Source organism: Alteromonas sp. RKMC-009, from assembly GCF_003584565.2.
In the GTDB taxonomy this organism is placed as follows: Bacteria; Pseudomonadota; Gammaproteobacteria; order Enterobacterales; family Alteromonadaceae; genus Alteromonas.
On record NZ_CP031010.1, the window covers coordinates 1555795 to 1576363 of the forward strand.

At 48.9% G+C, this 20569-nt stretch carries 22 protein-coding genes; 16 read left to right on the top strand and 6 right to left on the bottom strand.

The features are described 5' to 3' along the window. Positions 1-2 precede the first annotated feature (2 nt). The 11 genes from DS731_RS06765 (at position 3) to DS731_RS06815 (ending at position 9624) form a co-directional block, all read left to right on the top strand. The gene (locus tag DS731_RS06765; protein ID WP_119503337.1) at positions 3-347 is read left to right on the top strand and encodes a cupredoxin domain-containing protein; all 345 of its coding nucleotides are present in this window, start codon (positions 3-5) and stop codon (positions 345-347) included. Then, complete coding sequence (locus DS731_RS06770; protein ID WP_119500608.1) at positions 337-1086, top strand: hypothetical protein; 750 nt, start codon at positions 337-339, stop codon at positions 1084-1086. The genes DS731_RS06765 and DS731_RS06770 overlap by 11 nt, the downstream gene beginning before the upstream one ends. Beyond that, on the top strand, positions 1086-1781 hold the full coding sequence (locus tag DS731_RS06775; protein WP_119500609.1) for a hypothetical protein: 696 nt from the start codon (positions 1086-1088) through the stop codon (positions 1779-1781). Before DS731_RS06770 ends, DS731_RS06775 begins: the two co-directional genes overlap by 1 nt. A 94-nt stretch (positions 1782-1875) precedes the next feature. After that, complete coding sequence (locus tag DS731_RS06780; protein WP_119500610.1) at positions 1876-2577, top strand: thermostable hemolysin; 702 nt, start codon at positions 1876-1878, stop codon at positions 2575-2577. Further along, entirely contained in the window at positions 2574-4040 is a 1467-nt protein-coding gene (locus DS731_RS06785; protein ID WP_119500611.1) for an AMP-binding protein, read from the top strand. Before DS731_RS06780 ends, DS731_RS06785 begins: the two co-directional genes overlap by 4 nt. Next, a complete protein-coding gene (locus DS731_RS06790) occupies positions 4037-4708 on the top strand; it encodes a TenA family transcriptional regulator (protein ID WP_119500612.1) in 672 nt (223 codons plus the stop codon). Before DS731_RS06785 ends, DS731_RS06790 begins: the two co-directional genes overlap by 4 nt. Next, positions 4708-5517: an SDR family oxidoreductase gene (locus tag DS731_RS06795; protein WP_119500613.1), complete on the top strand. Its 810-nt coding sequence runs from the start codon at positions 4708-4710 to the stop codon at positions 5515-5517. The genes DS731_RS06790 and DS731_RS06795 overlap by 1 nt, the downstream gene beginning before the upstream one ends. Positions 5518-5558: 41 nt before the next feature. Beyond that, complete coding sequence (locus DS731_RS06800) at positions 5559-6155, top strand: tetratricopeptide repeat protein (RefSeq protein ID WP_232373542.1); 597 nt, start codon at positions 5559-5561, stop codon at positions 6153-6155. A gap of 272 nt (positions 6156-6427) precedes the next feature. Then, positions 6428-6688, top strand: a complete 261-nt coding sequence (locus DS731_RS06805) for an OadG family protein (protein ID WP_119500615.1) — start codon at positions 6428-6430, stop codon at positions 6686-6688. Positions 6689-6706: 18 nt separating this feature from the next. Beyond that, complete coding sequence (gene oadA / locus DS731_RS06810; protein ID WP_119500616.1) at positions 6707-8494, top strand: sodium-extruding oxaloacetate decarboxylase subunit alpha; 1788 nt, start codon at positions 6707-6709, stop codon at positions 8492-8494. Then, positions 8494-9624, top strand: a complete 1131-nt coding sequence (locus tag DS731_RS06815) for a sodium ion-translocating decarboxylase subunit beta (protein ID WP_119500617.1) — start codon at positions 8494-8496, stop codon at positions 9622-9624. The genes oadA and DS731_RS06815 overlap by 1 nt, the downstream gene beginning before the upstream one ends. A 26-nt stretch (positions 9625-9650) precedes the next feature. Here DS731_RS06815 and DS731_RS06820 read toward each other — a convergent pair whose 3' ends face one another. The 6 genes from DS731_RS06820 to pspF are packed head-to-tail and all read right to left on the bottom strand — an operon-like array spanning position 9651 to position 16106. Beyond that, positions 9651-10457, bottom strand: coding sequence for an ATP-binding cassette domain-containing protein (locus tag DS731_RS06820; protein ID WP_119500618.1), 807 nt, complete (start codon positions 10455-10457; stop codon positions 9651-9653). Further along, entirely contained in the window at positions 10454-11449 is a 996-nt protein-coding gene (locus DS731_RS06825) for a peptide ABC transporter ATP-binding protein (RefSeq protein WP_119500619.1), read from the bottom strand. Before DS731_RS06825 ends, DS731_RS06820 begins: the two co-directional genes overlap by 4 nt. Further along, the gene (locus DS731_RS06830) at positions 11449-12342 is read right to left on the bottom strand and encodes an ABC transporter permease subunit (protein WP_119500620.1); all 894 of its coding nucleotides are present in this window, start codon (positions 12340-12342) and stop codon (positions 11449-11451) included. Before DS731_RS06830 ends, DS731_RS06825 begins: the two co-directional genes overlap by 1 nt. Continuing rightward, a complete protein-coding gene (locus DS731_RS06835; RefSeq protein WP_119500621.1) occupies positions 12329-13360 on the bottom strand; it encodes an ABC transporter permease in 1032 nt (343 codons plus the stop codon). The genes DS731_RS06830 and DS731_RS06835 overlap by 14 nt, the downstream gene beginning before the upstream one ends. Beyond that, on the bottom strand, positions 13357-14991 hold the full coding sequence (locus DS731_RS06840) for an ABC transporter substrate-binding protein (RefSeq protein ID WP_181013657.1): 1635 nt from the start codon (positions 14989-14991) through the stop codon (positions 13357-13359). Before DS731_RS06840 ends, DS731_RS06835 begins: the two co-directional genes overlap by 4 nt. Before the next feature lie 2 nt (positions 14992-14993). Beyond that, positions 14994-16106: a phage shock protein operon transcriptional activator gene (gene pspF, locus DS731_RS06845; protein ID WP_119500623.1), complete on the bottom strand. Its 1113-nt coding sequence runs from the start codon at positions 16104-16106 to the stop codon at positions 14994-14996. 227 nt (positions 16107-16333) lie between these two features. Here pspF and pspA point away from each other — a divergent pair, with 227 nt between their 5' ends. From pspA to tyrR, 5 genes are all read left to right on the top strand, one after another. After that, on the top strand, positions 16334-17005 hold the full coding sequence (pspA, locus tag DS731_RS06850) for a phage shock protein PspA (RefSeq protein WP_119500624.1): 672 nt from the start codon (positions 16334-16336) through the stop codon (positions 17003-17005). A gap of 88 nt (positions 17006-17093) precedes the next feature. Continuing rightward, positions 17094-17333, top strand: coding sequence for an envelope stress response membrane protein PspB (gene pspB / locus DS731_RS06855; protein WP_119500625.1), 240 nt, complete (start codon positions 17094-17096; stop codon positions 17331-17333). Continuing rightward, positions 17330-17791 (top strand): envelope stress response membrane protein PspC, encoded by a 462-nt coding sequence (gene pspC / locus DS731_RS06860; protein ID WP_119500626.1) that lies wholly within the window; start codon positions 17330-17332, stop codon positions 17789-17791. Before pspB ends, pspC begins: the two co-directional genes overlap by 4 nt. A 221-nt stretch (positions 17792-18012) precedes the next feature. Then, entirely contained in the window at positions 18013-18813 is an 801-nt protein-coding gene (gene phhA / locus DS731_RS06865) for a phenylalanine 4-monooxygenase (protein ID WP_119500627.1), read from the top strand. A 77-nt stretch (positions 18814-18890) separates the two neighbouring features. Then, positions 18891-20447: a transcriptional regulator TyrR gene (gene tyrR / locus DS731_RS06870; RefSeq protein ID WP_119500628.1), complete on the top strand. Its 1557-nt coding sequence runs from the start codon at positions 18891-18893 to the stop codon at positions 20445-20447. Positions 20448-20569: the final 122 nt, after the last annotated feature.

The following is a 20569-nucleotide window of genomic DNA, read 5'->3' on the forward strand; positions in this document are numbered from 1 at the left end:
AAATGAGATATCCGGCAGGACTAAGCTTCCTGCTTATCCCATGCTTTACCTTTGCAAAGATGCCTGAGGCTGTAATAGAAATCAGAGACAATTTGTTTGTGCCGCAGACCATCGTGATCCCCGCTAATCAGAAAGTAAAGTTGACTTTCATAAATCATGACACCACGCCGGAAGAGATCGACAGCTTCGATTTAAACAGAGAAAAAGTTATTTTCGGGAACAGTAAAGGCACTATCTTTGTCGGGCCTCTGCCGCCCGGCGAATATCAATATTTTGGTGAGTATCACCCGAATACCGCAGTAGGATCTGTTGTAGTCAGCGCAGAAGGAAAGCCAGATGCTAATTAATACTGTCATCCTGTTTATTCGCGATACTTTGCCTATCTTCCTGCTGATCAGCTTTTTGCTCGTACAGCGACAAACAACAGTAAAAGTGATCCTTACCGGCACAATTACCGGTCTTGCGATGGCAATAATGCTGTATATCAATTTGTCAGCATTATCTGAAGTGGCCGACGGTAACGGACTGGAATGGGCAAAAGGTATTGCTCTCATTGTCGCATTTATAGCCTTTTGTCGTTATGTAGTCGCTGAGCCGGTTTCATTATTTTCTGCATGGGCAGTGTTAAGCAGTATCACAATGGTAAATGCCATTCATTTTATTATTTATAGTGTTGCCTACTGGCCATCTCAGCAAGCTGATATGAGTCTGATGATAGGAACGATTATCGGGCTGGGGATCAGTTGCAGTGTCAGCGTATTGCTATTCTTTGTGCTTGAATCCACGCATTCTTACTTCATCAAAATCAGCATGCTGGCTGTTTTCATTGGCGGCCAGGTGGCGAATATAACGGTGATGGCTGAGCAAATTAATTTACTCAACGAGCAGCCAAGAGTGTGGGACACATCATCATGGCTGGCAGATGACAGTGAGTATGGCCATTTCTTTAACGTGCTGGTGGGCTATGAGGCAACACCGGGCCCTGTTTATCTGGCTGTCTACTCTTTTGCGGTCATTGTGCCTTTAATATTGAAACTTTCGTTGCGTGGACGACAAAGACGTAAAGCAACGGGGAGAAGTGTGTAATGCGGTATTATATTTTTCTTCTTTTCAGTCTGCTGATTTCCGGCTCCGCACTGGCTGATAATTTCATCGTGGACAGAGTTTATCATCCTTATGTACTGCCTTTTGAGCGGGAAGTGGAGTGGCGTCTCATGTCCAGACAGAACGACGATGGCAACCTGCTGCAGCAGCGCTATTCCTTCGGTCATGCTTTGTCGGAGCGCACAATTCTTGAGGCATATATTGTCGGTTCCCGGGATGAGCAGGGGGACTTCGGAGCAAGTTCATATGAGCTGGAATTTCGCTGGATGCTGACAGAACAGGGTCAATACTGGGCTGACTGGGGAATGCTGTTTGAAATCGAGAAGGAACTCGCTTCGAATGACTGGTCTGCAAAATCCGGAGTGCTGACTGAAAAGGAATTTGGCCGGTTCAGTCTGACTACCAACGTATTTCTGGTGTATGAATGGGGCGATAATATAGCCAGTGAATTCGAAGGCGAATTTAAAATGAAATACCGGTACCGTTGGATACCGGAAATTCAGCCCGCCATTGAATTCTATGCCGCAGAGGATTATGTGGGCGCAGGGCCGGGTTTCATGGGGATAAAACGTTTCCCGGCCAGCAGACAATTAAAGTGGGAAGTTGCATTTATCACCGGATTCAATGGTGATAGTAAAGACCATACGTTACGGATGGCGCTGGAATATGAATTCTGAATTATTTGACGTTAACCGGGTATTTTTATCTATATTAAGATTGCCTTAAGTTTTCCCCTTCACACTGTACTTAACAAACAAAAGAGTGTCTTTTATGTTAAGTACAAAAACTACTGCAGATGTTTCCGCAACGGAACTGCCTGCAAATAAACGGTATAAGCCGGCATCGTCGCTTTCGGTGTTTGCGGCTACTCAGGGGGCTCTTAACCGTCCGGTGCTCGAACAGCAAGTGGCAGGAGGTTTCCGGGCAGCATTTGGTGCTGAGATAACAGAATTCATGCCATTGCTGGTCGGGGTCGGAAATACAACCCCGTTGGCCGTTGCAGGGATCAGAACAGGACAGTCCCCCTTTTTTGTAGAAACTTATTTGAAAGATAGTTTGCAAGTGTGCCTGGCGCGCAACGGCCTGGTGACACCCCGCCACCGGATTGCGGAAATCGGCAACCTGTTCAGTCCGTCTTCATATCTTACTTTGCCCTTATTACTTATCACAGCACTTGCACTTTTCAGGCGCGACTATGAAGTCCTGGTTTTTACTGCCACTTCTTCTTTGCGAACCCTGATGGCTAAAAGTCATATTCAATTGACAATTCTGGCCTCAGCCAGGCGGGACGCATTGTCCGATGATGACCAGATAAAATGGGGGAATTATTACGATACCTCGCCACAGGTGGTAGCAGTTAGCTTATCTCACATCGTTAGTCAGCTTTTCAGAAATAGCCGGATCCGGACTTTATTTTCGGGGCTTGCTTCACAATGTGCTCAGCTGTCCACTGAAATAGAGGAGGCCCTGTGATTTTAGGTAACTGGTTATCCCGGGCTGAACTTCCCGCTCTGGAGTGGGAAGAGGGCGTAATGACTTACGGAGAACTGGCTGCTGAAGTTGACCGGTTGTCATTCTGGTTCGAATGTCAGCCAGGCGCTCATTTTGCCATTGAGATCAGCAACAGTCCCGAATGGGTCATTCTTGATCTTGCCTGTCAGGCTGCCGGAAAGGTGCTGGTGCCTGTACCTCCCTATTTTTCCCGGCAACAGCGGGCTCATTTATTCGCGGAAGCCGGTATTGAATACTATTTTTCTGCTAGTCCTGTGACGAATCAAACCTTCAGTTTGAAAGAGTGCCCGTTTCAGCGACTATATCTTTATCAAATTGCCGGAAGTAAGACGCCTCTGGTACCTGACGGTACCGGTAAGATTACTTTTACCTCTGGTTCAACCGGAAATCCAAAAGGCGTATGCCTTAGTCACCAGTCGCAAAAAGTGGTGGCTGAAAGTCTTGTCAATGCGACCGGTATCGCTTCGCCCAGGCATTTGTGTTTGCTGCCATTGTCTACTTTGCTGGAAAACATCGCAGGTATCTATGCGCCACTAATGGCAGGAGGCTGTGTTGTGCTTCGTCGTGCTGAATCACTGGGCTTTGAGGGCGTTTCGCTTACATCACCGGAACGCATGCTTCAAAGTATTTCAGAGGCGAAGCCTTCCACACTCATTCTTGTACCTGAGCTCTTGCAGCTTTTGGTCTCAGCGTGTTCTCAGGGCTGGCAACCTCCTGCTTCATTATTATTTATTGCTGTGGGCGGAGCGACTGTACCGGCGGCACTGATTAAGAAAGCCAGAGATTGCAGATTGCCTGTTTATCAGGGATATGGACTGTCTGAGTGTGTATCGGTTAATACGCTTAATACACCAGCTAAAGACAATATTTACAGTGCTGGCACAGCACTTGGCCATAACAGGCTGGTCATTGAAGATGGCGAGATTGTGATCACCGGAACGCTTTTTCTGGGATACGTAAACATGCCGGAGTCTTTTTATCCCACAGCCGTTTACACCGGAGATCTCGCGGTGCAAACAGATGGATTTTTTCAGATCGCCGGCCGCAAAAAGAATGTGTTTATTAATTCTTTCGGCAGAAATATTTCCCCCGAGTGGATTGAGGGAGAACTCATGGCAACAGGTTTATTCAGACTTGTTGTGCTGACGGGGGAAGCCAGACCATATTGCGGTGCACTTTTGCTGCCCTATGAATCCGGTTTGGACAGCAAAATAACCGGCCAGGCAATCGCTGCGGTAAATCAGCATTTACCCGAATACGCCAGGGTAAGAGTTTGGCAATCCGTGCCGGAACTGGCCACAGATAAAACCCTTTTCACGGCAAACCGGAAGCTTAAACGGGATGCTCTGGCGTCAAAATATCAGTCAGTCATCGACACAATGTATGCCGGGAGCGGCCTTATCTCTGAGGAAATTGAAGCATGAATCTGTATCAACGTCTTGAAAATGAAACCCAGAAAGAACGTGCATATCTGGTCAGTTCTCCGGTTATCCGGCGGTGCTTTGCCGGTGATGTGTGCCTGAGCGACTATATTGCCTTTTTAAGTCAGGCATATCATCACGTGAAACATACAGTGCCGCTCCTCATGGCAACAGGCGCAGCTTTACCTGACGACAAAGAGTGGTTGCGGGAAGCTGTTGCGGAATATATTGAGGAGGAAATGGGGCATCAGGAATGGATTCTGAATGATATTGCCGCCTGTGGTGCCGATAAGGAAAAAGTGCGCAACAGCCAGCCTGCCGCAGCTACTGAACTCATGGTTTCCTACGCATGGGATAGTATCCGCAGAAAATCACCTCTTTGTTTTTTTGGTATGGTGTTTGTACTGGAAGGTACCAGTATCGCTCTAGCTGACAACGCTGCGGTATCAATTCAAGAGCAGTTAGATTTGCCCCGGAATGCTTTCAGTTATTTGCGTTCTCATGGTTCGCTGGATCAGGAACATATCGTTTTCTTCAAAAACTTGATGAACAAAATTGAGGATGTCGAAGAGCAGAATATCATTGTTCACAGCGCCAAGATGTTCTTTCAACTCTATGCAAATATCTTTCGCACACTATCTCAAGATACCGCCATTCAAGAGGTTGCATAATGTCTGTTCAATGGCAAAAGCAAGTTTGTTTACTCACAGGCGCATCCGGCGGAATTGGTCAGGCGATAGCTAAAAGGCTGGCTGATTCGGGCGCGCGTCTTATCCTTACCGGCCGTAATGCACAAAAGCTGTCTGAGCTGGCAGAGGCCTTGCCCGGTCAGCACCGGATTTTATGTGTTGATATTACCAGGCCTGATGACAGGGAGAAGATTGCTAACGTATGCCAGGAGATGGGATTAACCCTGCTTATTAACAATGCGGGCGTGTCTTGTGTTGGAGATTTCCACGGTGTACCCGCACAGGCTATTGAAGATGTGATGACTGTTAATCTGCTGGCACCTGTGGCGTTAACGCAAAGACTTTTGCCGGTTCTGCGAAGAAGTGAGGAAGCGCGGGTTGTTAATATAGGGTCGACGTTTGGTTCTGTAGGCTTTCCATATCACAGCATTTACTGCGCTTCAAAATTCGGATTAAGAGGTTGGACAGAATCACTTAGCCGCGAATATCGCGATACCTCCGTCTCTTTTCATTATCTTGCACCCAGAGCAACGAATACTGCAATTAACAACAAAAATGTTGTCGCGATGAATCACGCTCTTGGCAATGAAACTGATGCGCCGGAGGTTGTTGCTGACGCCCTGATGCTTCAGCTGTCTAAATCCAGACGTCGATGGTTTATTGGTTCACCCGAAAAGTGGTTTGCGCGTCTTAACGGAGCGCTGCCTGAGTTGGTAGATTTCGCGTTAGCAAAAAAGTTAACCACAATCCGTCAGTTTGTAAGTTCAGCGAAAGAGGAAAAATGGCTATGAAGATAACTAAATATATAGTTTCAATAGTGGCTGCCAGTTTTATGAATACTGTGCTTGCCAGTGAAGCAATCAGTTTGTCAGACATTCAGCATGAATGGGCTGAAATTAATTACAAGACGAAGGAAGACAAAGATAAAGCATTTAAGAAGTTGATCACAAAAGCAGAGTGGCTGGTAAAACAGTCTCCGGAAAAGGCAGACAGTCATATCTGGCTTGGCATTGTACAGTCGAGTACAGCTGGAGCGGAAGGTGGCCTGGGGGCACTTTCCTACGCAAAGGCAGCCCGTAAAAACCTGGAAGAAGCGCTCAGGCTGGATGAGAATGCGCTGCAAGGTTCTGCACTGACAAGTCTGGGAGTGCTGTATCACAAGGTACCCGGATGGCCCATAGGCTTTGGCAGTAATAAAAAAGCAGAGCAACTTTTGAAAAGGGCGCTTGTGGTCAACCCTGAAGGCATCGATCCAAATTACTTTTATGCAGAATATTTATATGACGAAGGTGACTACATGCAGGCAAAGCACTTCGCCGCAATAGCTTTGCAGGCGCCGGCCAGAGAAGACCGTCCTGTTGCCGATGAGGGCCGCCGGGCAGAAATTGGCCAGTTAATCAGTAAGATTAATAAAAAAATATCTGATTAGTTTTTCAAACACCCCCGCTATGTGCCTGGCTCCCTTGTTCAGGCACATATTTTCATTAATTCTGAATCAACATCTTCATTCAATTTGCGATTGTGCAAATATCGCCCACACTGAATCATAGCACATGTGCAGGTTCGTCCGGCGTTCTGTCTGATTTTCATCGCAAAATGTTGCTTTTGTTAGTGAATATAAGGCCGAAGTCGCATTGTTTCTGCCTGTTTAACATGTTACTTATTCCTAATACTCACATCACAATATAAACAGGTTCTGACATGGCATCAGATTCGTTAGTTAGTTTGCTTGGTGAAGCTGCCACATTAATGTTAACCGGCATGGTATTTGTGTTCGCTTTTCTGGCACTGCTCATCGCCGGTGTTAAGGCCATTGCCTGGTACTGCCGGCGTTATCCCGGCAATGAAGACGTCGCTGTTCCGGTGAGAACGCCATCTGCACCTGCTCAGTCAGCCGTGAGCGGGCAAACCATAGCTGCCATCACAGCAGCCATTCATCAGCACAGAAACAATCAAAAATAGCATCAAAGAGGATTTTTTATGTCTAAGCCACTGGCACTGACAGAACTTGTATTGCGTGATGCCCACCAGTCTTTACTGGCTACCCGCATGCGTCTGGAAGACATGTTACCCATTGCAGGCGAGCTCGATAATGCAGGTTTCTGGTCTGTTGAATCCTGGGGAGGGGCAACGTTTGATGCCTGTATCCGTTATCTGGGTGAGGATCCCTGGGAGCGCATCCGGGCGCTGAAAAAAGCCATGCCGAAAACCCGGCAACAAATGTTGCTCCGTGGGCAGAACTTATTAGGATATCGCCACTATGCTGATGATGTGGTCACCCGTTTTGTTGAACGTGCCCATGAAAATGGCGTGGATGTTTTTCGCATATTTGATGCGATGAACGATGTCCGTAATCTGCAAACCGCCGTGAAGGCTGCCATTGATTGCGGCGCTCACGCGCAGGGTACCATGTCCTATACCATCAGCCCTATGCACACAATCGACGGCTGGGTGGATATGGCGAAGCAGCTCGAAGACATGGGCGTGCATTCTATCTGCATTAAGGACATGGCTGGTTTGCTTAAACCTTACGAGTGCGAAACGCTGGTTACCCGCCTGAAAGAAACCGTGCAGGTGCCTATTGCCATGCAGTGTCACGCCACCACCGGTCTGAGCACAGCTACCTACCAGAAAGCCATTGATGCCGGCATTGACATGCTGGATACCGCTATATCGTCAATGAGTATGACCTACGGTCACAGCGCCACTGAGACTATTGTGTCGGCACTGGAAGGCACAGAAAGAGACACAGGCTTGTCGCTGGAGGGGTTAGAAGACATTGCTGCTTATTTCCGCGACGTGAGAAAGAAATACGCCAAATTCGAGGGCAGCCTTAAGGGTGTCGATGCCCGCATTCTGCTGGCGCAAGTGCCGGGCGGCATGCTCACAAACATGGAAAGCCAGCTGAAAGAGCAGGGCGCCGAAGACAAATTCGATGAGGTACTCAAGGAAATTCCCCGTGTACGTGAAGATCTTGGCTTCATTCCTCTGGTCACACCTACCTCACAAATCGTGGGGACGCAGGCTGTTTTGAACGTACTCACCGGCGAACGTTATAAAAGTATTTCCAAAGAAACGGCGGGTGTACTGAAAGGCGAATATGGCGCAACTGCTGCGCCGGTGAATGCTGAATTGCAGGCCCGTGTGCTTGATGGTGGTGAGCCGGTTACCTGCCGCCCGGCTGATTTGATCAAGCCGGAAATGGAAAGCCTGACTGACGACCTGGCATCATTGGCCAAAGAAAAAGGCTTCCTGTTGGCGGAAGAGCAAGTTGACGACGTACTCACGTACGCCCTGTTCCCGCAAATCGGTCTTAAGTTTTTGCAAAACCGCGGCAACCCGGATGCCTTTGAACTTGCGCCGGGCAAAGAGCCGGAAGTGGCTACAGCGCCTGTTGCTGCTCCAAAAGCAGTGGGGCAACCCTCAAGCTACGATGTGAAAGTAGACGGCAAAGTGTATCACGTGGAAGTGGCTGAATCCGGCACGCTGACCAGTGTTACACCGGCCGCAACAGCGCGCGCACCGGCTCAAAGCAGCGCAGCCGCACCGGCTGGCGGACAGGCAATCAATGCGCCGTTATCCGGCAATGTGTTCAAAATTTTAGTCTCTGAAGGTGATGCTGTGTCCAACGGGGATGTGGTTATTATTCTTGAAGCGATGAAAATGGAAACCGAAATCCGTTCCGCCTTTGACGGAACAGCTGGCCGTATTCTGGTGAAAGAGGGTGACAGTGTTGCCAGTGGTCAGGCGCTGATAGAGTTGAACTGATGGAAAAATTATCAATTTTGTGGGACAGCACTGCACTGGCGCATTTTCAGGGCGGGCAACTGGTAATGATGGCAGTGGGTTTACTGCTTTTATATCTGGCCATCGTGAAAAAATTCGAGCCGCTATTGCTGTTACCCATCGGTTTCGGCGCGCTGTTAACCAATATTCCGCTGGCTGGCTTCAGTGAACCGGGTGGCCTGTTATATTACATCTATGAAGTGGGCATTCATTCCGGCGTGTTCCCGTTACTGATTTTCATGGGTGTGGGAGCGATGACAGACTTTGGCGCACTGATCGCAAATCCCAGAATGTTGCTGCTGGGCGCTGCGGCTCAATTTGGTATTTTTGCCACATTGTTCGGCGCTATTGCCCTTAATTTCATTCCCGGTTTCGATTTCACGTTAAAAGATGCCAGTGCTATTGCCATCATCGGTGGTGCTGACGGACCCACGGCAATCTTTCTGGCTTCCCGTCTTGCCCCTGATTTGCTGGGGGCAATTGCTGTCGCCGCTTATTCTTACATGGCACTGGTTCCTATTATCCAGCCACCTATTATGAAAGCGCTGACCAGTGAAGATGAGCGAAAAATCGAAATGGCGCAGTTACGCCACGTGTCGCAAAAAGAGAAAATCATATTTCCGCTGGCGGTACTCATTCTGACCATTTTATTCCTGCCTTCTGCAACACCACTGGTGGGTATGTTCTGTTTTGGTAACCTCATGCGGGAATGCGGTGTGGTAGACCGGCTGTCAAAAACGGCGCAGAATGAACTTATCAATATTGTGACCATCTTCCTGGGCCTGGCTGTGGGGTCTAAATTATCTGCCGATAAATTTTTAACTGTGGAAACGTTAGGGATCCTCGGCTTAGGTGCGATTGCTTTCGCTATCGGCACTGCCGCCGGTGTATTGATGGCAAAACTTATGAATAAAATGAGCGGTGGCGGAATCAACCCGCTTATCGGCGCTGCCGGGGTGAGCGCTGTACCCATGGCGGCGAGAGTGGTCAATAAAGTGGGTTTGCAGAGTAACCCGCATAATTTCCTGTTAATGCATGCCATGGGGCCAAATGTAGCCGGCGTACTGGGTTCTGCCGTCGCAGCAGGTATTCTGCTGGCGCTGGTGGGTTAATTGTCTTTCCGGGCAACGTTGACCACTCAGGTCAACGTTTGCTGGGGTACCAGTGACTGATAAGCAAGGATCAGCTTTTTGGTCATATCATGTTGAGGCCAGCGGAAGATTGTTTCCGTTTTGCCGGTTTCAACAATCTGTCCGTTTTCCATCACGATGATCCGGTCGGCAATGTGTCTCACAATGCCTAAGTTGTGGGAGATAAAAATAAACGACAACCCCAGCTCTTTTTGCAGGTTCAGGATCAGGTTTACTGTTTGTGAGCGTACTGAAGGGTCCAGTGCAGCAAAAGGTTCGTCTGCGACCAGAATCTTTGGCTGTAATACCATGGCTCTGGCGATGGCTACACGTTGCTGTTGACCGTCAGACAACATGTGGCGGTAAAAGTAGTAGTGATCACGCAGCAATCCCACTTTAACCAGAATATCTTCGATGACTTTCTTGCGTTCTGTTTCATCCAGTTCAGTATTCAGCGATAACGGCTCATCAAGAATACGCCCTACAGGAATGCCGGGGTTCATGGCTTCGCTGCTGTGCTGGAAAATCATGCGGATATCATTGCTGGCGTTATAGCTCTTAGTCGACTTCTTTTTAGCCGCGTTATACATCACGTTGCTGAGGAATATCTCGCCTTCATCGGCAGGCACTGCACCCACCAGCAGCTTGGCCAGCAGGGATTTTCCGGCGCGGTTTTCACCGATGATGGCAATAGTCTCGCCGCGCTTCACACTCAGTTCTATAGGCCCTAAGGCAAACACTTCCGGCTTTTTCAGCCAGCGTTTCTTATCACTGTGGCGGAATGTCAGGCCGCTGACATGCATGATCTCACTCATAACTTCTCCATGTGCAGAGGGAAGTGACAACTGTAAGTGTGGTCATGGATACGACGCACGCCGGGCGTACTGACACAAGCGCGCTGGGCGCGGGGGCAGCGCGGGCCCAGCCGGCAGCCAATGGGAACGTGTTGCAATGAAGGAATGGTGCCGTCCAGTGCCGGCAACACGGACTTAGGCGGTAAGTCATTCCTGAAACTCGGCGCACTGTCCAGCAGTGCTTTTGTGTACGGGTGCAGCGGCCGTTTACGGATATGCTTCATTTTGCCGGATTCAACAGTTTGGCCGCAGTACAGCACTGTCATGGTGTGAGACATACTGGCGATGGCAAGCAAATCGTGGCTGACAAACAATATGGATAATGACTTTGTTTGATTCAGACGTGTCAGTAACTTCAGTACTTTGGTCTTCGTGGTCGTTTCCATGCCACGAGTGGGATCGTCAGCAATTAACAGTCTGGGCTGTGAAATCAGCGCCATAGCAATCATGAACTTCTGACCAATGTCGGTAGGCACCTGGTGGGGATACGCATTCAGATAGTGCTTATGATTTTTAATCCCGACTTTGTGTACGGTACTGATAGCGGTTTTCCGGCGGTCCTGCTTGCGTTGCCAGAACCATTTACCGTTTACCAGTTCATCCGGGATGGCTTCTTCTAACTGCTCACCTAATGTGGTGGAGGGATCCATGGCTGATACCGGATCCTGAAATACCACGCCGATATCCCGGCGCATCAGTTCACGCCGCTCTTTTGCTGACATGGACAACATATTTTTACCATTCCAGCTCATTCTGTCAGCGGTGATACGCCACTGCTGGGGAAGTGAACCGGAAATTGCCTGAACCATCAAACTCTTGCCGGAGCCGGATTCGCCCACCAGCGCGCGGATTTCTCCGCTGTTAACGGTGAGGTTCACTTTGTCTAACGCTTTAACACGGGTATTCCCGTTATCTATCTCAAGCGTCATATTCTTTATATCGAGCATGGGCATTAGTGTGTCAGCCTCCGTCGAAGTGCAGAGCGCAGTCCGTCACCGACAATGTTCACCGCCAGTACCATCAAAAATATCGTCAGGCCGGGAAGACCCACGTTCCAGGGCGCGATATAAGCCACATCCAGTCCGTCTGCCAGAATTACGCCCAGCTCGGGAAGGGGTGGCTGTGCACCGAGGTTCAGAAAACCCAGTGCGGAAATGTCGATGACAGCAATGGATAACGCCAGTGACCCCTGTACCACCAGCATTTCAATCATATTCGGCAACACCGAGTGAAAAAATAACTGCAAAGGCCGGGCGCCATCCAGCCTGGACGCCAGAATGTATTCTTTTTTCATTTCACTGCGCACATAAGAGCGGGTGTGATGGATAAACTGAGGAATAAGTGCCAGCGTAATCGCCCACATACTGTTGACGAGACCAGTACCCAGAATGGCCACGATAATAATGGCTATCAGCAGAGTAGGGATGGCCATCAGCGCATCCAGAGTATGATTTATCACGCTGGAGCGAACACCGCTGGTCATGCCGGCGATGGTGCCAATTGTTACACCTGCCAGCATAGCGATAAGCACGAGCATCAGGCTGGACCCGAAGGTAACCCGGCAGCCGTACATAATGCGTGAAAATACATCTCTGCCCAGTGCATCAGTGCCGAACAGGTGGGAGATGGTACCGTTCGGTTCCCAGCTCGGCGGCACCAGCAGGGCATCGATATTTTGCTGTAACGGGTCGTAAGGCGCTACCAGCGGCGCAAACAGAGACACGAAGAAAAACAGGCCGAGCACAATGAAGCCGGCAAAGGCCACATGACTGCTGCGGAACTCTTCCCAGGTGCGCTGCCAGGGAGAGGGCTGCGATTCTTCCTGATATAAACTAAACCGTGCCACGTTCGTACTTTTCCCTGCTTGGGTCGATAAAGCGATTAAACAAATCAATCATAATAGTGAAACTGATCACCACTGTAGCTACTGCCAGCATACCAACACGCAGTGCCGGATAATCGCGCTGGTAAATGGCCTGAATCAGCCAGTTGCCAATACCCGGCCAGGAAAACAAGGTTTCAACAATCATGGCATTGGTGATGAGCGTTGTAATCTGGATCGCCATCAGTGGCAAAATGGGGAGTAAGGCGTTTCTCAGTATATGGCGGAAAAAGATTTGCCGCTTGGAAAGTCCGCGGGATTCTGCCGCTGCAATGTACGGGCTTTTCAGCACGTCGATCACTGAACGCCTTGTCAGCCGGACCATGGAGGCGGTGGAAACCAGCGCGATAGATACCGTGGGCAGGAGCAGGTGGATGAGTGCATCGCTGAGTGCCAGGCCGCTGTCCACACTGTCTGCAATGATGATGTCGATGAGGATAAAGCCGGTTTGCGGAGGCACATCAAATAACAAGCTCACACGCCCTGATAACGGCACCACACCAAGATTCAGACTGAAAAACAAAATGAAAACCAGCGCTATCCAGAATACCGGAAATGAGTAACTGACCATACTGGCCGAATTAATCAGGTAATCCCGTTTGGTGTAACTGCGTAACCCCGCATAACAGCCAAGAGGCACACCCACAAAAATAGCGATAAAAAGTGCATAGGCACTGAGCTCTATTGTGGCGGGCATGGCGATACCGATTTCCTGCCTTAACGGCAGACCGGATATAAAACTATACCCCCAGTTCCCCTGAAGCAGTTGCTGCACATAATAGATAAATTGAAACAGATAGGGTTTATCGAGCTGAAACTGGCGGATGAGTGCAGCACGCTGTGCCTCATTTTGCGGCGTGATTCCTGTCAGATTCACCAGTACGTCGCCGGGAAACAAATAAGCAAGGGCGAAGGACAATGCCGCCAGCACGAGCATAGTGGTTATAAACAGGGTCGCATAGCGGATCAGAATTTGTATCACAGGGATTTCGTCACTCCGGCAAAACGTACACCACCGTACGGATTAATACTCATGCCCTTCAGATTTTTACGGTAAGCCTGATACCGGTAAGCATGAGCAATAGGCACGATGGGTAATTCATCATACAGCAAGCGGTTCACTTCTTCATAGATTGCTTTGCGCCGCTCCATATTTTGCGTTTGCAGTGCTTCATTAATCAGTGAATCGTATCGTTCGTTACACCACATTGCGCGATTGGTGCCGGACGGGATTGCGCCGCAACTGAGCAAAGGCCGGTAAAAGTTGTCCGGATCACCGTTGTCTGCGGACCAGCCAATCAGCACGCTGTCGTGTAAGCCTTCCCGCAGATGGCGGCGAAACGTGGTCCAGTCATAAGTGACAATATTCACCTGAATATCCACCGCTGACAAATATCGCTGGATCAGCTCAGCCATCTTGGTGGCATTCGGGTTGTAAGCGCGCTCCACCGGCATTGCCCAAATTGTCATGGTAAAGCCCGGTTCAATGCCTGCTTCCGTGAGTAATTTTTTTGCCAGTACCGGATTGTAAGCGGTATCTTCGGCATCACTCTGGAAAGCCCAGCTGGCAGTAGGAAGCAGGGTTTTTGCCCGTGTGGCACTGTCAAAGTACACAGCTTCAAGGAGGGTATTCTTGTCGATAGCCAGTGCCAACGCTTTACGCACGTCCGGATTGTCGAATGGAGGACGGTTGGTATTGAACGCCCAGAAACCGATGTTCAGACCGGGTTTTTCAGATAACTCAAGCTCTTCACGGTTACGGATCACCTCCAATTCTGTCTGGGCCGGGAAGGCAATAGCATCACACTCTCCGGTGATCAGTTTGGCAAGCCTGATTGAGCTCTTCGGCGTGATGTCGTAAATCAGGTGTTCCGTGTTTGACTGGCCTTCCGGCAACGACTGTTCACCCCAGTAATGCTCGTTGCGCAGAAAACGGATATAGTGGTCTTTGCGGTAGCTTTCAAATTTAAAGGGGCCTGTACCAATGGGGTAATAGTCAATCCTTTCCGGCGTGCCACGGCTCAACAGAAAATCAGCATATTCGGCTGATAAAATAACGGAAAAGTCTGTCGCAAGGTTCGCCAGGAAAGAGCTGTCACGCTGTTTTAAGGTGATCTCAATCCGGTAGCCATTGATGCGCTTCACATCTTCAATATTGGCAGCGATGCCGAGACTTTCGAAATAAGGGTAGCGTCCACCGGACACGCGGTGATATGGATTGGCTTCCAGCCGCCAGCGGTTGATGCTGAAAATGACGTCGTCGGCGTTAAAGCTCCGGGTCGGGGTAAAGTAAGGCGTGGTGTGAAATTCCACATCTTTATTTAACTGAAATGTATAGGTAAGTCCGTCATCCGATACCAGCCAGCTGCTGGCCAGGTTTGGCACAATCTGACCGGTTTCAGGATCGAAATCCATAAGCCGGTCGTAAACCTGGTGGGCGGTGGCATCGGCGGTGGTGCTTGATGTATCGGTTTGCGGGTTAAAATTCACCGGATTGCTTTCAGAACAGTAGATGATACCAGACTGGTAAAAAGCAACCTGCTCTGATTTATCGCAGGCCTGAAGCCCTGTCAGCGCGACCAGTATAGTTGCCCACCGAAAACCCCGTCGCACCGTTATGCCTCCACAGATTCCGCTGAAGAATCCAGTAAATTGTATTTCTTTAAATAGCCTCTGAGCTGATGATAAGTCAGACTCAACTTTTCTGCAGTCTTTTTCTGATTAAACTGACTGTCTTCAAGTGCTTGCCTGATCATATCAATTTCAAATTGCTGGGAGCGTTCTTTCAGATCCAACGGATAAACCGGAGCTTGCGCAGCCTCGGGCACCGGCGTAAATACAGCGTCGTTGGGAGGCGGGGGGAGATCAGGTTGAATGCCGTTGATTTCTGATGCCGGCGGGGGAGCGGTAATTCTGTCCTGAGTCTTAATACGGCCTTTTGGTCTGAAGGGGGATTCAAACGGGTCAAGAATGATTTCGTGGACAGGCAGGTGAGGGTTATTGCAGCGGTACACGGCCCTTTCCACCACGTTTTTGAGCTCACGAATGTTACCCGGCCAGTGATAATCGAGTAAGGTGCGGCGGGCTTTCTCTGTAAAACCACTGAATAATTCCATATCCAGCTCCCTTGCCATATTAATGGCAAAGTTTTCAGCCAGTAACAGAATATCTTCTTTCCGTTCTCTCAGCGGTGGAATGGTAATAACGTCAAATGCCAGTCTGTCGAGTAAATCGGCGCGGAATTCGCCGCTTTCCGCCAGTGCAGGTAAATCTTCATTGGTTGCTGCTATCAGACGCACGTCGGTTTTAAGGGTTTTAGTACCGCCCACACGTTCAAATTCACCGTACTCAATGACCCGGAGTAATTTTTCCTGAATCAGACCTGAGGTATTCGCTAACTCATCCAGAAACAAGGTGCCGTTATTGGCGACTTCAAAACGGCCCTCACGGCGTTTGGCTGCACCGGTAAATGCCCCCGCTTCATAACCGAAGAGTTCACTTTCGAGCAGATTTTCATTCAGCGCGGCACAATTCAGCTTAATGTAATTTTGATCCCAGCGCTGAGACAGAAAGTGCAGACGGGCGGCAATAAGTTCTTTACCCGTCCCCCGTTCTCCGATAACCAGCACCGGCTTGTTCAGTGGTGCGATTTGGGAAATTTGTTCCAGTGTTTCCAGAAAGCTGTTGGCCTGACCCAGCAAGTTATCCTGTTGGCGAAATCTACTCATTTAGTCCCTCAATTGTTAGTCATTTAGACCAATAATTAGTGTAGATGAAAAACTTCGCAGAATCGAACATTAATTTAATTCAGAAAAAATGAATAAATTCAGTGGATTAAAAAGTATTGGCTAGTTGGCAAGCATATTGAATAGCTTAAGACAGAGATGCGTATTAACTACGAGCATTAAAATCCATGCACTTTTGCATGATTCCATACGAGCTGGAGGTAATGAATATGGGTATCTTCTCGCGTTTCACCGACATAGTGAACTCAAATATTAATGCATTGCTGGATAAAGCTGAAGATCCGGAAAAAATGGTTCGTCTGATTATTCAGGAAATGGAAGACACACTGGTTGAGGTGCGTTCAGCATCTGCGAAAACCATCGCCAGTAAAAAGGAAATTACTGCACAAATCAGTAAATACGAAGCCGATGCACAGGACTGGCAGGCCAAAGCGGAACTGGCTTTAAGTAAGGACAGAGAAGATCTGGCACGTGCAGCATTACAGGAACGTAAGAAAGCTGCAGAAGCTGCCGTTGCTCTGGGTAAAGAGCTGGCGGTAGTGGAAGAGCAGATTTCGAAACTGCAGGATGAGGTTGGACAGTTACAGGATAAGCTGGCCGATGCAAAAGCCCGTCAAAAAGCGATTATTATGCGCCAGAAAACGGCAAGTTCACGTTTAGAAGTGAAACGTACGCTGGATAGCAGTAAAGTTGATGCTGCTATGGGCCGGTTTGAGCAATATGAGCGCAAAATCGACGACCTGGAGTCTCAGGTAGAAGCGTACGACTTAGGTAAGAAAACGCTGAATGATGAATTTGCCGAGCTGGAAGCCGGCGATAAAATCGACGAAGAATTAGCAGCGTTAAAAGCTAAAATAAAAGAAAATAAAAGCGCAGAATAATGCGCGCCCGGTGGCGGTTTCCTAGCTCACAGGAAGCCGGACAAGCGGCTTTGTGGGCAGTTCTCACTAGAAATCGGAGGTTATGGTTATGGACGAGGGAATACTGGCACTGCTATTGGTACCCTTATTTTTGTTTTTGATATTTGTCGCACCCATCTGGCTTATTCTGCACTATCGCAGTAAGAAGCAAGTCAATCAGGGGTTAAGCGCAGAAGAGTTCGCAACGATCAATGAACTCGCGGAAAAGGCTGAAAAAATGTCTGACCGCATCAAAACATTGGAAGCCATTCTTGATAGTGAAGCGCCTCAGTGGAGAGACAGAGCATGAACCGTCAATTCTACCGTGACACCGAAAATGCCAGAATTGCAGGGGTATGCAGTGGTATAGCAGACTATTTCGGGTTGGAAAGGTGGCTTGTCAGAATTCTGGTTGTGTCTGCTTTTTTCCTGCTGGCCGGTACCTTCGTGTTCATCGGCTACATTGCCTGCTGGTTTATTCTGGAACCGAAACCTGCCAATGTTTCTGCTCAACAGGATGATCCGTTAAGCCGGTTTAAAGGACATCAGGGTAAAGGCTGGACAAACAGCAGTACCGGCGCACAGCAGCACGAGCAATCCGGCAAAGTGTCGGTAAAGACGAAAGTCTGGCAGGCCGGTGAGCCACCGAAGCAGGCAGTGCATGATATCGCCTCGAGGTTCAAAGAATCAGAATTGCGTCTGCGCAAAATGGAAAAATATGTAACCTCCAGAGAGTTTCAGTTAAACCGTGAAATCAGCCAGCTCTGAATAAAGTGACGGCAGAAGCAGACCGGTAGTTAAAGAACTCAAATGAGGGCCGGTGACACATCAGTGTCACCGGCCTTCTTATTTACTTTCACTAATTCAATGGCTTATATTAATTTGTAAAATTAATGTTACATGGGAAGTCTCAGGCTGAATCAGCCTGAGACTTCCACAGTGTCATAAATTCCTTAGACTAAAATGAGTAACAGCAATTAAGGTTTTTTATGGCGAAGTCATCTGCTTATCAGTCCAGACAACCGGACGAAAACGGTGTGATCTCCTGGTCCGGAGAAGAAAACAAGATTTGGTCTGAGCTTTATCAACGTCAGGATTCGTTATTACAGGGCAGAGCCTGTAAACAGTATATGGACGGGCTGGCACTACTGGACCTGCCAGCGCACCGCATACCACAATTAGGTGAGATTGACCGGATCCTGCAAGCAACAACAGGCTGGCAAACCGCGCCGGTACCGGCACTCATAAACTTTTCATCCTTTTTCTCGCTGCTGGCAAATAAGCAATTTCCGGTGGCAACTTTTATCAGAAGCAGGGAAGAATTCGATTACCTGCAGGAACCGGACATTTTTCACGAGGTCTTCGGCCATTGCCCGCTGTTAACCAATCCTTCTTTTGCGCATTTTACCCATACCTACGGCAAGCTGGGTCTGGATGCGTCGAAAGAAGAACGTATCTATCTGGCCCGCCTGTACTGGTTTACCGTTGAATTTGGTCTGGTAAAAACCCCCGCCGGGCAGCGTATTTATGGCGGCGGTATTTTGTCATCGCCGGGTGAAACCCGTTATGCGCTGGAAAGTGATGCCCCTGTGAAAGTGCCTATGAATGCGCTGGATGCCCTGCGTACACCTTACCGCATCGATATTATGCAGCCGCTGTATTATGAGTTGTCCGATTTCGATGATCTTTTTACCCTGGCTGAAAGCGACATCATGCATTTAGTGCGTCAGGCCATGCGGCTTGGCCTCTATGACCCCCTGTTTGAACCTGCGCCCAGACGGGTGAGTTAAACAAATTTAAGCGTTCCAATGTTAGTATTTTGTGATATCCTGTAAATATATATTTACAACAAAAATGATAGAATACTATGCGCTTAGAAATCAGTTGTCAGGACCGTCTTGGGATCACTCAGGACATCCTGGATATCCTGGTGGCTCATGAAATCGATTTACGGGGCATCGAAATCGATGAAGCGGGCAAAATTTTCCTCAATTTCCCTAATCTTGAATTCGAAGATTTTCAGCATCTCATGCCAAAAATCCGGAGGATCAATGGTATTGATGACGTAAAAACCACGCCGTATATGCCCGGCGAGCGGGAGCGGAATCAGCTTTCGGCCATTTTGCGTACTTTACCTGACCCGGTATTTTCCATCGACAACCGCTGTCGTGTCCTTATGTGCAATGAAGCGGTGATCAGTGGTCTTGAATTGCCGTTTTCCGATATTGAGTCCACAGAAATCAGTGAGCTGGTTAAGGGGTTTAACTTTAACCGCTGGATGGAGAGCAAGGACAATGCGGCCACTTCAGTGAAGGTGAAGTTTATCCAGCAGGATTATCTGGCGGATATTTTGCCGGTGATAGTGCCGGATGGTCAGAACAGTGCCATCTTTGCCGGTGCGGTGGTGATCCTTAAATCAGAAATGCGTCTGGGTCAGCAATTTACGGCTTTCCATCAAACTGAAACGGATTCTTTCGATCACTTCATTATCCGGTCGCCGGCTATGGCGAAAGTTGTCAACGATGCCAAGCAAATTGCCGATCTTGATGCGCCGGTGCTGATCTTCGGCGAAACCGGTACAGGGAAGGAAATGATTGCCAAAGCCTGCCATCAGGCAAGCCGGAGAAACAAAGGCGAGTTCCTCGTACTGAATTGCGCTTCGTTACCTGACAGTGTCGCAGAATCTGAGTTATTCGGTTATGCCGCCGGCGCATATAATCAACCGGAGGGTAAAGCAGGCTTATTAGAGCTGGCAGCAGGCGGTACAATTTTGCTGGATGAAATCGCTGATATGTCTCCGCAGTTGCAGGCTAAGTTGCTTCGCGTACTGGAGCACAACGAATTCAGACGTGTTGGTGATGACAAACCCGTAGCGGTCAACGTGCGTTTCATCTGCACTACCGGCCGGGATCTCGGGCAGATGGTGGAAGAGGGCGTGTTCCGCAAAGATTTATACTATCGCCTGAATGTACTGAGCCTGGTCATGCCGTCATTAAAGGAACGCAGACCGGACATATTGCCACTGGCCGAAGCATTCATTATGCAACACAGCAGTAAACTGGGACGCCGGCCGGCCAAGCTGAGCAAATCCTGTGTGGATTTCCTGCAGCAGTACCCCTGGCCGGGAAATGTCAGGCAGTTACAGAACGCCTTATTCCGTGCGCTGTCGTTGCTCGATGGCAATGAAATTTCAAAAGAAGATATTCAGTTGCCTTCCTGTGCCCCCAGTGTCACGTACATCGATGAAAACTTTGACGGCACGCTGGATGAAGAGGTGAAGAAGTTCGAGCGGGATCTGCTTAAACGTTTGTATCCGTCCTACCCGAGTACCCGTCAGCTGGCGAAAAAATTAGGCCTGAGCCATACAGCCATTGCCAACAAGTTGCGTGAATATGGCATTAATAAAGGTACTGTAAAGTTATAGATACGCTCTGTACTGCCCGCTTTACAAAAATCGCGGGGCAGGGGGCTTCACGGGCGGGCATTTTAATAGTCTCCGCCTGTTGTTCAGTTTTATTTACGGCTTTCCTTAGTCAGACCGTCAAT

Excerpts from the sequence above, each read along its gene's own strand:
- DS731_RS06815 (WP_119500617.1), top strand. The coding sequence starts at position 8,494 with ATGGAAAAATTATCAATTTTGTGGGACAGCACTGCACTGGCGCATTTT.
- pspC (WP_119500626.1), top strand. The coding sequence starts at position 17,330 with ATGAACCGTCAATTCTACCGTGACACCGAAAATGCCAGAATTGCAGGG.
- DS731_RS06765 (WP_119503337.1), top strand. The coding sequence starts at position 3 with ATGAGATATCCGGCAGGACTAAGCTTCCTGCTTATCCCATGCTTTACC.
- pspB (WP_119500625.1), top strand. The coding sequence starts at position 17,094 with ATGGACGAGGGAATACTGGCACTGCTATTGGTACCCTTATTTTTGTTT.
- DS731_RS06790 (WP_119500612.1), top strand. The coding sequence starts at position 4,037 with ATGAATCTGTATCAACGTCTTGAAAATGAAACCCAGAAAGAACGTGCA.
- phhA (WP_119500627.1), top strand. The coding sequence starts at position 18,013 with ATGGCGAAGTCATCTGCTTATCAGTCCAGACAACCGGACGAAAACGGT.
- DS731_RS06770 (WP_119500608.1), top strand. The coding sequence starts at position 337 with ATGCTAATTAATACTGTCATCCTGTTTATTCGCGATACTTTGCCTATC.
- DS731_RS06780 (WP_119500610.1), top strand. The coding sequence starts at position 1,876 with ATGTTAAGTACAAAAACTACTGCAGATGTTTCCGCAACGGAACTGCCT.
- DS731_RS06775 (WP_119500609.1), top strand. The coding sequence starts at position 1,086 with ATGCGGTATTATATTTTTCTTCTTTTCAGTCTGCTGATTTCCGGCTCC.
- DS731_RS06795 (WP_119500613.1), top strand. The coding sequence starts at position 4,708 with ATGTCTGTTCAATGGCAAAAGCAAGTTTGTTTACTCACAGGCGCATCC.
- DS731_RS06800 (WP_232373542.1), top strand. The coding sequence starts at position 5,559 with ATGAATACTGTGCTTGCCAGTGAAGCAATCAGTTTGTCAGACATTCAG.
- DS731_RS06805 (WP_119500615.1), top strand. The coding sequence starts at position 6,428 with ATGGCATCAGATTCGTTAGTTAGTTTGCTTGGTGAAGCTGCCACATTA.
- pspA (WP_119500624.1), top strand. The coding sequence starts at position 16,334 with ATGGGTATCTTCTCGCGTTTCACCGACATAGTGAACTCAAATATTAAT.
- pspF (WP_119500623.1), bottom strand. The coding sequence starts at position 16,106 with ATGAGTAGATTTCGCCAACAGGATAACTTGCTGGGTCAGGCCAACAGC.
- DS731_RS06825 (WP_119500619.1), bottom strand. The coding sequence starts at position 11,449 with ATGCCCATGCTCGATATAAAGAATATGACGCTTGAGATAGATAACGGG.
- DS731_RS06820 (WP_119500618.1), bottom strand. The coding sequence starts at position 10,457 with ATGAGTGAGATCATGCATGTCAGCGGCCTGACATTCCGCCACAGTGAT.
- oadA (WP_119500616.1), top strand. The coding sequence starts at position 6,707 with ATGTCTAAGCCACTGGCACTGACAGAACTTGTATTGCGTGATGCCCAC.
- tyrR (WP_119500628.1), top strand. The coding sequence starts at position 18,891 with ATGCGCTTAGAAATCAGTTGTCAGGACCGTCTTGGGATCACTCAGGAC.